This is a genomic window from Thermincola ferriacetica (genome assembly GCF_001263415.1).
GTDB lineage: Bacteria > Bacillota > Thermincolia > Thermincolales > Thermincolaceae > Thermincola > Thermincola ferriacetica.
On sequence record NZ_LGTE01000005.1, the window covers coordinates 12,383 to 24,564 of the forward strand.

The 12,182-nt window shown below is 45.5% G+C and carries 15 protein-coding genes; 2 read left to right on the forward strand and 13 right to left on the reverse strand.

Going from position 1 to position 12,182, the window contains the following annotated elements:
* Positions 1-11: 11 nt before the first annotated feature.
* The 8 genes from Tfer_RS04930 to Tfer_RS16500 all read right to left on the reverse strand — a co-directional run bounded on the left by Tfer_RS04930 (position 12) and on the right by Tfer_RS16500 (position 5,002).
* Complete coding sequence (locus Tfer_RS04930) at positions 12-977, reverse strand: RluA family pseudouridine synthase (protein WP_427916553.1); 966 nt, start codon at positions 975-977, stop codon at positions 12-14.
* Between the two features lies 1 nt (position 978).
* On the reverse strand, positions 979-1,446 hold the full coding sequence (gene lspA / locus Tfer_RS04935) for a signal peptidase II (RefSeq protein WP_052217150.1): 468 nt from the start codon (positions 1,444-1,446) through the stop codon (positions 979-981).
* 96 nt (positions 1,447-1,542) lie between these two features.
* Entirely contained in the window at positions 1,543-2,292 is a 750-nt protein-coding gene (locus tag Tfer_RS04940) for a TraR/DksA C4-type zinc finger protein (protein ID WP_052217151.1), read from the reverse strand.
* A 23-nt stretch (positions 2,293-2,315) separates the two neighbouring features.
* Positions 2,316-2,840 carry a nitroreductase family protein gene (locus Tfer_RS04945; protein WP_013120701.1) on the reverse strand — a complete coding sequence of 175 codons (525 nt, stop codon included), beginning with the start codon at positions 2,838-2,840 and terminating at the stop codon, positions 2,316-2,318.
* Between the two features lie 13 nt (positions 2,841-2,853).
* Entirely contained in the window at positions 2,854-3,159 is a 306-nt protein-coding gene (locus tag Tfer_RS04950; RefSeq protein ID WP_052217152.1) for a DUF5665 domain-containing protein, read from the reverse strand.
* A 135-nt stretch (positions 3,160-3,294) separates the two neighbouring features.
* Positions 3,295-3,741, reverse strand: coding sequence for a threonine/serine exporter family protein (locus tag Tfer_RS04955; protein WP_013120703.1), 447 nt, complete (start codon positions 3,739-3,741; stop codon positions 3,295-3,297).
* 13 nt (positions 3,742-3,754) lie between these two features.
* Positions 3,755-4,537 (reverse strand): threonine/serine exporter family protein, encoded by a 783-nt coding sequence (locus tag Tfer_RS04960; RefSeq protein WP_013120704.1) that lies wholly within the window; start codon positions 4,535-4,537, stop codon positions 3,755-3,757.
* Positions 4,538-4,849: 312 nt separating this feature from the next.
* The gene (locus Tfer_RS16500) at positions 4,850-5,002 is read right to left on the reverse strand and encodes a hypothetical protein (protein WP_160315526.1); all 153 of its coding nucleotides are present in this window, start codon (positions 5,000-5,002) and stop codon (positions 4,850-4,852) included.
* 86 nt (positions 5,003-5,088) lie between these two features.
* Here Tfer_RS16500 and Tfer_RS17100 point away from each other — a divergent pair, with 86 nt between their 5' ends.
* The gene (locus Tfer_RS17100; protein WP_282432055.1) at positions 5,089-5,214 is read left to right on the forward strand and encodes a hypothetical protein; all 126 of its coding nucleotides are present in this window, start codon (positions 5,089-5,091) and stop codon (positions 5,212-5,214) included.
* Positions 5,215-5,493: 279 nt separating this feature from the next.
* On the opposite strand, the gene Tfer_RS04965 is transcribed toward Tfer_RS17100, so the two are convergent.
* From Tfer_RS04965 to Tfer_RS04985, 5 genes are all read right to left on the reverse strand, one after another.
* Positions 5,494-6,942 carry a cytochrome c3 family protein gene (locus tag Tfer_RS04965; RefSeq protein ID WP_160315527.1) on the reverse strand — a complete coding sequence of 483 codons (1,449 nt, stop codon included), beginning with the start codon at positions 6,940-6,942 and terminating at the stop codon, positions 5,494-5,496.
* 225 nt (positions 6,943-7,167) lie between these two features.
* Positions 7,168-8,175, reverse strand: coding sequence for a 6-bladed beta-propeller (locus tag Tfer_RS04970; RefSeq protein ID WP_013120706.1), 1,008 nt, complete (start codon positions 8,173-8,175; stop codon positions 7,168-7,170).
* 71 nt (positions 8,176-8,246) lie between these two features.
* Positions 8,247-8,906, reverse strand: coding sequence for a tetratricopeptide repeat protein (locus tag Tfer_RS04975; protein ID WP_052217154.1), 660 nt, complete (start codon positions 8,904-8,906; stop codon positions 8,247-8,249).
* A 53-nt stretch (positions 8,907-8,959) separates the two neighbouring features.
* Complete coding sequence (locus Tfer_RS04980; RefSeq protein ID WP_052217155.1) at positions 8,960-10,123, reverse strand: cytochrome c3 family protein; 1,164 nt, start codon at positions 10,121-10,123, stop codon at positions 8,960-8,962.
* A 320-nt stretch (positions 10,124-10,443) separates the two neighbouring features.
* Positions 10,444-11,124 (reverse strand): response regulator, encoded by a 681-nt coding sequence (locus Tfer_RS04985; protein WP_052217156.1) that lies wholly within the window; start codon positions 11,122-11,124, stop codon positions 10,444-10,446.
* A 368-nt stretch (positions 11,125-11,492) separates the two neighbouring features.
* On the opposite strand from Tfer_RS04985, the gene Tfer_RS16695 reads away from it, so the two are divergent.
* Positions 11,493-11,879: a hypothetical protein gene (locus tag Tfer_RS16695; protein ID WP_052217157.1), complete on the forward strand. Its 387-nt coding sequence runs from the start codon at positions 11,493-11,495 to the stop codon at positions 11,877-11,879.
* Positions 11,880-12,182: the final 303 nt, after the last annotated feature.

The following is a 12,182-nucleotide window of genomic DNA, read 5'->3' on the forward strand; positions in this document are numbered from 1 at the left end:
TCCGGTGTACATTAACCCCGCAATTTACTAAGGATATTGTTGAAGTATTCCGGCAAAGGAGCCTTAAATTCCAGGTATTCACCCGTGCGAGGATGGTGAAAACCTAAAATGTGCGCATGTAGCAGTTGACCCGTCTGGCCGAACTCGTTTTTGGCCGGCCCGTAAACAGGGTCACCCACTACCGGATATTTGAGGTAAGCCATATGTACCCTGATTTGGTGGGTGCGCCCGGTCTCCAGTTTACATTCTATAAATGTATATTTGTTGAATCTTTCTAAAACTTTATAATGAGTTACGGCCGGTTTAGAATTTTTGGTTGTTACGGCCATTTTTTTTCGGTCCTTCGGATCCCTCCCAATTGGTGCTTCAATGATGCCCGCCGGCTCCGGGATAACCCCATGAATCAGGGCTAGATACCTTCGCGTTATGGTGCGGTCTTTGATTTGCTTGGCCAGGCTTGCATGTGTCTCGTCATTTTTTGCCGCCATAATAACACCGGAGGTATCCTTGTCCAGGCGGTGAACTATTCCCGGTCTCATCACCCCGTTTATACCCGATAAATCTTTACAGTGCCACAACAGGGCATTGACCAGAGTTCCCGAATAATTACCCGGCGCAGGGTGTACTACCATTCCCTGGGGTTTATTGATTACAATCACATCTCGGTCTTCATACAAGATTTCCAGAGGGATGGGTTCCGCCGATACTTCCAGTTCTTCGGTATAAGGTATTTCCACCCGGACAAGTTCTCCTGCCTTCAGTTTATAATTAGCTTTTACGCGGGTACCGTTAACGGTTATATATCCGTCCCCAATCAGCTTCTGTATGTAACTGCGGGATAAATGGTCAAATATGCCGGCTAGATATACGTCTATCCTTGTGCCCGCATTCTCAGACGAAATGATTTCCTCAACTATTTCTTCCACTGCTTCTTCATCTTCAGCCTTATCGTATTCGAGAGTTTCCCGGTCTCCCACCCTACTCACCTCCCGAAGCGATACCAGGCTGATCTTGCTTGTCGGAACGCCAAAACTCCCAGAACAGCAATCCAACCCCAATTACAATGGCGGAATCAGCAATGTTAAAAACCGGCCATACCCGAAAATCCAAAAAGTCTATTACATAGCCGTAAATTAATCTATCCGTTAAATTACCGATGGCTCCGCCAAACTGCAGGGCTAAAGCAATTAGCAACAGCTTCTTTTCCTTTGGAATTCGCCTGTAAAAAAAAGCCACTACCGACAATACTACCACGGTCACCACTATAAAAAAGGTAGTTTTGTGCGCCAGCATCCCAAAAGCAGCTCCGTAATTGTGTACATAAGTAAGATGAAAAATAGGGCGTACAAGAGGGATAGACTGGCCAGGCTCCATATATCTCTGCACCGATATTTTTGTAAGCCTGTCAACGGTAAAGACAATTATGGCAATTAACCAAAAATACATCTGAATTCCCCTTTTGGCTCGCTTAATCGGCCCATGCCAAACTCAGTATAGCATAAAATTTTCCTTTGAGAAACCAGGGAAATTAAAAAGGGTGTATTATTTTTTATCATTATCTGCCCGCACATCGTCTCTGTAAAGGCTTACATTATCATCGAACAATTCATCATCCTGCCCGTCGAAGTCCTGGTAAAACATCCCGTCTTTATGCTTTTCATAGGGAATTGATTCCACATCCTGCACAGTGCCTACATTTTCGTCGGCATCAATATACATGTGGTCGTAATCGGTTATCCCATGGACACTGATATCCTGGGGGGTTTCGGAAGTTCCCCAACGAGCCACCTGCTGCCATGCATCTTCTCCGTCAAATTCTATCTCGTCTTCCGCATCGCCCAGTTCAAACTGAGAATCATCGTGGGTCCGCATACCAAAAGGCGGAGCTATCACATCCTCCTCAATGGGCCTGATATGCCGGTCCGGCAATTCTTCATCCTTCTCCTTACACTCAATACAGTAAGTAGTGGTAGGCATAGCCTCGAGGCGCTCCCTCGGTATTTCCTTACCGCATCTTTCACACCTGCCATAGGTACCTTCCCTGATCCTCTCCAGGGCGTCCTCAACTTGATCCAACTGGATGCGGGTCACCTCCCTTAACGCTATATCTTTGCTCCTCTCGAAAAGTTCATCGCCTATATCGGCCGGGTGGTTATCATAAGCAGAAAGTTCACTTAGAGAATCCCCCAGAGAAATATCCAAGGTTGATTCCATACGGTCTATTCTTGTCAACAAATCTTGTTTTTCCTGCTGTAACCTTTGTTCAAAATACTGTAGTGATTGCCGGTCCAAGTCAAATCCCCCTCATTAACTAATTATTCATATAGGACTACTATGTCATCTACTGAACTCCTGGCCGGGGCTTTTACTTCGCCGCCGGGATAACCAATAGGAATGATGGCTACAGGCCTATGATCAAAGGCCAGTCCCAGGGTTTCCGACACGGCTTTTTCATCGAAGGCTCCGACCCAGCAGGTGCCCAATCCGTAACCCGCAGCGGCCAGCATAATATTTTGCACCATGGCAGCAGTATCCTGAATGGCGTAAAGATTTCTTCCCCGGTCCCCGTAACGGGCAGCCGATTTTTCCGGCAAAGCGCAGACCACAAATACAACCGGCGCCTGAGCCACAAATTGCTGACCGAAAGCAGCCGCAGCAAGCTCTTGCTTCTTATCTTTACTATAAACAACAGCAATTTTCCACGGCTGTATATTACCGGCGCTGGGAGCCCACCGGGCTGCGTCCAGCAACCGGCCAACAGTAGCGGCCGGAACTTCCTCATCTTTAAATCGCCTTATACTGCGGCGTTCCAATATCGCTTCAATTACGTCTTTTGTCATTGTATCCCACCCTTTACTGCATTTTTAGCTGAGCCTGCACAATCCTTACAATGTCGGCAATGAAGTCCCCGATAACCGGAAGATTAAGCACCTGTAATCTTTGCAAAGTATAGATCAATATAGCGCCTAACAGGGTGAAACCTATTGCCATACCCAACCCCCGGGCTATCCCGGCAAAGAAATTAATAAAAAACAGGCGCGTCGGCTTATTTAATAACTCCACATACTCGGCCAGCTTCATTTTTTCCATGGCCAGTCCCAGCTCTTCAATTTTCTTATTCAGATAATTCATATTTTCAGGAGGTTTTTTAGTTTCCATCTACTTTCCCCCGTTTAAATTATAATTTACCCCAAAGGAATAGTCTTTACTAATTTATTTCACAAGGGAAAAAAATAGCCGGACCTCTTTACGGACTCCGACAAAAAAATATGGGTTCACATATACTGATAAGTCTCACTTAACATCCTCTCTACCCCGGCGCAAGATAATTTTTAAGTTGCGCACCACTAAAGGAGGCAAAGCTAACCCCGTTGCCAGGTAAGAAGCAATGAGAAAAGCCTGAAAAAATAACTTTAACCCGTCAATAAACCTGTTTTCCAAAAAGGCCAACATGGAATTGTAAGCCACCAGTCCGGGAACCAGCGGAATAATGCCTGATACCACATAGACCGTAACAGGTTGTTTCTGAACCCGGGCAAAAAATTCCCCCAAAGTCCCTACAACGAGGGCGCCGATGACCACAGCGACCAGCTCCGGCATGCCGCTACCGACTGCCACCTTGTTAGCAGTCCAGCCGAGCATACCCGTAATTCCTGCTGTAAATAAGGCTGATGGGGGTATTCGCAAAGTTACCCCGGTAAATAAAACCGTAATTAAAGCCAGAACCATTTTTGTTGCCAACAGCCATCCGCTCCTAAAACAATACCTTTCTAAGATGGTCAAAATAAAGGGCAAGAGCTAAACCCACACCTCCCGCCAGAGCTGCCGAAACAAGGATGGCTTCAACCATTCTTAAAATACCCGATAAGAGGTCGCCCGTAATAAAATCCCTTACCGCGTTAGTTAGGGCAACCCCGGGAACCAGCGGAAGCAGTGCACCAACCACAATTCTGCCCATGTGCTGACCAAAACCCAGGTCAACAAAAAAACCTCCCAATAAACCGGCAACCAAACCGCCTACATAAATCTGTAAAACATAGGCCAGGTTAAAAGCCGTGATACCGATAATCACCCTGACCAAGGCCGCTGCCATCAGAGCCGGCAGAAAATCGGCCCCGCATCCTCCTAACAGAATGGTAGCAGCCCCGGAAGCCAGCGCTCCGGCAAATAACACGCCCAAAAAAGACGTACGTGAAGGTGTCGGCTGTTCCAAATCACGAACTGTTTTTAAGCCTTCTTCCAGAGATATTCTCCCGGCAGCATATTTTCTGGAAATATCGTTAATTATTGAGACCACGTGCAGGTTAATATCTCTGGCGTAAATACGTTTAGCTCTTGTTAACCTGACGCCGTCAAGTTCTCCGTTTATGATGATTCCTGTAGGAAAAACAATTACTTCTGTATTATGAAAACCGGCCCGGTTACAAATGCGGTTAATGGTATCCTCCACGCGGGAAGTTTCCGCACCGTTTCTCAGCAGCAGTTCTCCGGCCAATCCGGCAAATTCTATGGCTTCATGACCGCTAATAGCAATCATCCCCAAATTCCTTTTTTCTTATTATTTGACAGGCCGAACTTACTATGCAAGATTTTGGTTTAAAAAAATGTTGTAAAAAAGGGAGCCTGTTAAGGCTCCCTTCAGGCCGTTGACAAAGGTATCTCGGATAAATTTGTGGAGCTTAAATATGTTCCGGAGGCTCTAATTTAATCCACCGGTTTTTTATGGAGGGGTGGGTGAAGCAGCATTTTGGAAGGGTGGGTGGGGTGTCCCGGCTACCCCGGAGCTTTGTGCTGCAAAACCTTGCCAGAAAGGCAGTGTTCCCGAACTCGATGGCTCATATTGCATTTCTTACAAGTCAGGCCGCCTCCCGTTCAGGCACTCAACATAAGTTGAGCGCGTGACTTCCCGGCGGCCCTCGCCATCTTCGAACATGCGGGAACCCCCTGCCTCCCTGGCTGCGGTTCTGCGGGCGCAGTCGCTCCTTAACGGTAGCCTCAGCACCCCACCCACCCTTCTGTTGTTGTAGGTATCTGCTGCAGCGATTTCCAGAAAGGCAGAGAAAACCGTTATGGAGGTCAAACAATAAGTTGCGACTTGGTGGAGGGCGGATAGACAGTGTTAACGACAGTGAGGGCTTGAAATCACTGTTTCCGGCACGGACGCCGGAAACCCGGCCATTGAGCCATGGACGGCGATTTGGCCGGGTTCAGTGATTTCAACCGAACGGAGTTTACACTGTCTCCGCCCGTAACCTTGGAGCAACGGTTGTTTACCTTCATAGCGGTTACAGCAACTCACGGCTGTGGTTTTGCAGCATAAAGCTCCTTGGTAGCGAAGAACCCCACCCACCCTTCCAATGGACAGAATTGGAAATATTGGAGTGGAGGAATCATTTAAGCTCTCTTCAATCGTACTTATTAGACTTTGTCTAAAATCTGAAGGGAGCCTGTTGAGGCTCCCTTGAACTTTACCAAATCACAATTGATTTAATTTTAGTGAACGGGGTTAGTACCAGCGTCAACAGTATTCCAGTAGAAGTCGTTGTTCTTCAGTTGTTCAGCCTTGGAGTCAGTATGGCACTTGTAGCAGACAGCCATGTTATAGTAACGCTTCAGAGCAGAAGATGCGTTAACGTCAGTACTTACACCCTGTTGATCGCGAGCATCCTTCATGATGCTGTTGTCTGTACCGTGTGCATAGTGGCAGGACAGACATACCATGTTGGCGTTAGGAGTACCGTTAGCATCCGGCTCGCCAATCATACCGGCCTTAAGGCCTTGTACGATTTTGTGACGGAATGCCTTGGAGAAGGTACCGGTTTCAGTCTGAGCGCTGTTGGAGTTGTAGTCGGTATGGCAAGCAGCACAGTAAGCGTTTACGCCTTTCTGATAGCTGGTTACCTTAACTATAGGAATACCGGCTACAGTTTGCAGCAGTTCTTCATTCATCTTAACAACAGTAGCAGGAGCTATGTCCATTTGAATGTCAGCAGGGTTAACACCATTCAGTACACCTTTGGGGTCGGTGAAGAAACCGCCACGGTAGTTAACTTCCAATACATCGTTCCAGGACTTAGATGGGTCGCCCGGATACTTGTAAGAAAATTGACCGGTTGCCGGATCCTTAACACGGATCTGGGTCCAGTAAACTTTCGGCTTACCATAAGTGTAACCGTAGAGCCATGGACCGGCAATAGCCTTACCGGCAGAATCTTTGGCAGTATATTTGCCAGTAGCTGAATCAAAAGCAACAGTAGCGTTAACTATCTTGGTACCACCCTGGTCAGGAGTACGGGTACCCAGACCGTTCGGGTTGTAGTGAAGTAGCCTGTCACTGTAGGAACCGTGTGGGCTGTGGCAGCTAGCGCAAGTGAAGTCCTTGCCCCAGGTGTTGGGATCAGTGCTGGTTCTGTTACCACCGGGAGCTGCACTTACCTTCATAGCGCCGGTAGCCAGGTGGACGGAAGCACCGTTAGCAGGATCACCGCCGAAGGTACCGGCATTGGAAGCCATAGCACCATCAGCAAATACGTTGTAGAAACCTAAAGTACCGTCATGGCATGCAGTACAGGTGTTGTAGATACCGTTCCTGAACAGTAATTGCCGGCCGGAAGCGGTGTGTGTCTGGTGACAGGAAGCACAGGAGTTGGTATCGTTGGCATATTCGCCGTGAGTTCTTTGACCGTTTTTGTTCTTAATTACAGTTGCAAAGCTTTCAGTAGTACCGGTAGCGCCTTCACCGGTTTTGTTGGCGTTAACCAGGCCGTTGGAGAGATCCCACGAATTAGTGAACTTAGTACCGCTAGTCTCATTTAATTGAGCGGTAAACTTGTCAGACGTGGAATCTGGTGGGTAATTACCAGGAGCAGCCATAGCTGCAGCTAAACCCACTGTAAAAAGAAGGGCCGCAGATAATGCCAAAGCTAAACCAAATTTTTTCACTTTTGTGTTTCCTCCTTTAGTACTTAAAGATAATTCTGAGAACTTGACCTTTGTCATGCCACCTTTCACCCCCTTTCTCTGACAGGCTAGGCAAGTCTGTCAGTGGCAAAGCCACATAACAGCGTAAGTGATTAAAGAGGGATTTCCCCTAAATCCCGGCAAACCCCGGTATAAATTATCAGCAGGAGGAAGAAGCTGAAATTGATTAGTACAGATATATAAACCTTAAGACTGGTATACTGTTACACGGGCATTAGCGGTATCGGTAATATATACGCGGCCCTGGTCATCAACATAGAGGCCGTTAGGTAGGGTAAATTGTTCATTATCCTCTCCCTGGCCGCCAAAGGAGAATATCTTTTTACCGTCTTTGTCAAAACCATAGATAAAGTGAGTCAGGTTGCTGACTACCAGAATATTGCCTTTTCTGTCTATACCAATACCTCGCGGGTTAACGAAAACAGAGTCGCCTTTACCATCTTTGGAACCGTTGATAATCTTCATAAATTTGCCGTTTTTATCAAAGACCTGCACTCGCTGGTTACCCGTATCAACTACATAGATATTGCCATCCCTATCGACAGTAACGGCATTGGGAGCCAGGAACTGTCCGGGTTCCCTGCCAGGCTTACCGATAGTCTTTAGGAGTTTGCCCTGCAAGTCAAAGACCAGTACGGCATGTTTTTTCACATCTGTTACATAGAGCTTGTTGTCATCGATAAACAACCCTGCCGGGGCGGCGATTATATTTTCCGAAGGTTTTTTCTCGGCAAAGTAATTCAGAAATTTGCCATCAGCATCAACTACAGAAATTGCACCTGTATAAAGGTCTGCTACATAGAGCTTCCCGTCTTTACCGGCTAACCCGTAAGGAAACTGGAATTTCCCGGGTTCAGAGCCGTATCCGCCGAATATTTTTAAGGGATTCCCTTCATAGTCAAAAATCTGTACACGGTGGTTATTGGTATCACTGATATAAATCTTGTTATCCATAACGGTTACTGCCATCGGCTTTTCAAATTCCCCACCGCCGAATTTACCGTAGATAACCTTTAGAAAAGTCGGTTGCCCGGTCAGATTTTGGGTCACTTTGGGTACTATTTCAAAAGGCGACTTATTCATCAGATAAGAATAACCGAAACCGATTACGGCAATCATAAACATCAACTGAATCAACCAATAAACGTATTTACGTTTAATTTGGATCGGTCTTCTCTCGGCAATTGTAGTCATTTATTGTTCTGGCCTACCCTTGTAGACCAGTCTTCACCTCTCTTTTTTATTTGTGAAAAATGAGAGAAACACTACTTCAAGCGGTTCAAAGCTTCCTGAGCATCTTTGAAATTAGGATCGTAATTCAGCGCCTCTTTGTACATGGAAGCGGCGCCCTCTTTATCACCGCTCTTTTCTGCGGCTACACCGATATAATAAAGCACGTCGGCTGAACCGGGACGGTTCTGATTAGCCTTGTTTAAAGCCTTGAAAGCCTCATCATATTTGCCCATATCGGTATAAACAATGCCCATCATCATGAAGTTCTTGTAATCAAGAGGAGCCAGCTTGGTGGACTTAGCCAAAGCCTCAAGGGCATCGTCATAACGCTTCATGTCCTTATAAACCAAACCCATGTTGTAATAAGCATCAGCATACTTGGGGTCAAGATTTACAGCAATTTGAAACTGCTTTAAAGCCATATCATAATCTTTTTTCAGGTAGTAGGTATATCCCAGATTGACACGATTTTCAGGAACCCTAGGCTCAGCCTCGACCTTGGCTTCAAAGTAAGCCAACTGTTGATTGATACGGTCCTGGTCAAGGTTATTCCAGAAAAAGTTCTTACCAATCAGGAAACCTGCAGCAATAAATACAGTTGCGGCGAGCAATACAATAGCTATGGCTTGGAACAGGGTAAAAGTTTTTTCCGACGGTTGCTGAAATCCCTGAGCTGGTACAACAGAACTCATTTGTCATCCCCCTTAATTGATTAATTTGGTTCCAGGACAATCTGAGCTGGAATCTAGGAAGTACGGTGACAGCTTCCACAAAGGTCTTGCACATGACATTGCAAGCATTTTTTCTCCAATCTGCCGTACCTGGGCGGTACGGGTATCGGATGGCTTTTGCGCCAGTCATATTTATGGATACTGGGGTGGCAGGAGGAACAAGCCCCTTTACTGGTTGTTCCCGGCACATCGGTACGTGGACTATGGCAAACCATACATTTCTCGGTATTCGGCCCTTTATTAGCCGCTATACCGTGTTCAAAGGCCCAGTTATCGTTATGGCTGGGCGGCCTTTTCCTGTGGCAGTCGGAACAATAAGAGTTATTGGCTGCATAACTGGCGGCAGTGGTTTTCTTTTCAGCGCCTATCAGCCGGTCCAGGTACTGGGAAACAATGTCCTGCTCTTTGTCTTCCAGTTCCAGAGACTTGCCGCCATTAGCCGTAATGAAATCATGACAGGTAGCACAATAATCTATCGATTTTCGGGCCAACTGGCCGTGGTTTACTTTGAAATCTTTACGCCGGTGGGAATCTGGCATGATATTGCCCGTATGGCATGCCTCACAGGCAATTGTCACATTTCTGCGCTGGTGGCAGTCCATACAAAGTTCCATCTTCGGCTGAGTGTATTCCTGGCTCATCAGTTCCCGGCCCTTTTTCAAATCCCAGTTGGAGAAATCGCCTCCCATAGTTTCACCCCGGGTGGCTATCTTGCCGTGAGCCACGCCCTGGTGACATTTAATACATGGAACTCCCTGTTTGGCATGTTTATCGTGCGGTATATATAAATCCCCCGTAGGAGTAATTTTCCGTTTCAGTGAATGGCACTGCAAACACCTGGAATCAGGTAATTCCTCGGTCATGATTATCGGTAATTCGTAGGTCTTTGTAAGATACATGTATAGTTCTTTAGTAGCCACAACTTTGTGCTTCATTTCATTTACCAGCCCGGAATCAACGTGACACTTTACACAACTGATCTGGCTGTGAGAAGATGCCTGCCAGGTCACATATTCCGGTTTCATAATATGGCAGGTCTTACAAAAATCCGGAGTAGAAGTCAATGCGGTAGCTCCATACATTCCGACAAACAGAAACAACAGTACCCCTGTTAAAATCAGAACATACTTAGCAACAGCCTTCCCCTCCGGCACTAATTTTTTTATATTAATTTGCATCTACAGTTCCCCCTAGGCCTTGGGTATCCTTTAATGTGATACAGCGTAAATTACTGTGATATGGCTTTGATTAATGAATTTGGATCATACCCATATGTAGGACCCTTGGAACTCGCGCGCTCATTGCCCCGGTTATCCCGGTCAATGACAATGTTATCACAGGAAACTTGTTCAAACACGTGCCATAAGTCCTGCTTTTTCTCGGTCCTTCCTTACTATCTACCCCTGCCGAAATGTACTGAACCAATATTCTGATAACAGTAAAAGGAGCATGTACAAAAGTACATACCGGGTAAAAAAGCCGAAAAAAAGCCGCGGGATTAGTTCCCGCGGCGGTCATTTACCGCTTTTGAATATGCCATGAGGTTGTTACGTACGGCATAAGCTGCCGCTTCTGCCCGGTTACTGAAATTAAGTTTGCTTAAAATGCCGCTGACATAGTTTTTGATTGTATTATTACTTAACGTCAGAATCTGGGCAATCTCCTTGTTGGTCTTACCTTCCGCAATCAAGCTCAGGATCCTTCTTTCCTGCGGATTAAGTAGGGATACATCCTTGGGCTGAGGTTTTGGCTGGCCGTTTTTCACCCTGTCCAAAACCTTGTTGGTAATGGAAGGATCCAGCAACGCCTTTCCTTCCAAAACCATATGAATTGACCTAATCAGTTCTTCACTGTTGAACTGTTTTAGCAGCAACCCGTCTACACCGGCGGAAATACAGGAAAAAATCGCTTCATCATCATTACCGGTAACCAGCATAATGACTTTAATTTTCGGTACCGACTCTTTTATTTTCCGGCAGCATTCAATACTGTTGCCGTCAGTCATCCTGGCTTCCATTATAATAACATCAGGCTGTAATTCTTCAGCTTTTCTCAGCACTTCGTGGCAGGAACCTGTTTGTCCAACTACCTCAAACTCATGGGAACATTGGATAATGAAACTGATTCCAAGCCGTACAACTTCGTGGCTGTCAGCTATAAAAATTTTAGGTTTAGCCATTCTACATACCCCCGTATATCTTCTGTTTTGGAACATATTGTGAATGTTAGTATTACATGGTATCGTACAATAGCCTAAGTAAATATACATTATTACTAAAGTTACCATACTTTTCGACATGTAAATATAAATCCCTTTTAATATTTATAAATTTGTTTTGTGTAATTAATGGAACAGTTAGAAAATTACGCCGCTGGTTGCTCCGTATTCGTTGATTGAATTTCCAGTTCAATCATCCAAGAAGAGGCATATTGTGGGAAATACTGTTCATTTTTTTTTAGCGGAATTTGTTATCAGAAGAATAATCTGAATCAATCCAGCAAATCCTATAGTCGTTCGGGAAATTAAAATTCAGGAGGTGACATAACTTGCCATTTCGTCAACAATTACAGCAAAACCTTAATCAAATCGCTCAAATTTGTCAACAGTTGAGCCAAAACGAGCAATGGAATGTATCAAAACTGGAGCAAATGGTTCAAGCGGAAAGAACCGCAGCCCAGCAATTACAGCAATGTGTTCAACTGTGCCAGCAAGCAGTTCAACAGATGCAACAACTCAGCGCTCAATTCACATCTGGTCAGTATGGTACTACCGGAGCCGGAGCAGGAACTTACGGAAATTGGTCAACCAGACCTGTAAACACAAGTAACGCCTTTGTTGGACAAAGTGGTCAATTCGGTACTTTTGAAACTTCAAATGAACTACAACCAACTGGAAAATCTGCTTTTAACACTAACAAGGATTTAGGTCAGTAAATCCAGCATTTTTCAGTCTCTTTAAGGACTGCTGAGAAATCAGCAGTCTTTTTAATACAAAAGAATACCACTAACGATGACAAATTACTGCCGAGAATAAACAGGCCGGACGTACTGTTTCGTTTATTCGCCCCTTTTCCGAAACGTAAAGGCCACCGGAAATATCATGTCCTGCATAAAATCTCTGTAGGTCCATTAATCCCCTGTTCTATCTAAATCCGAAGGTGTCAAAGGTTGCTTTTGAGATTTTGGTAATACAGATACTTTAACCCCACTCGGCCTATGGCCTTCGGGGGTAAAAAG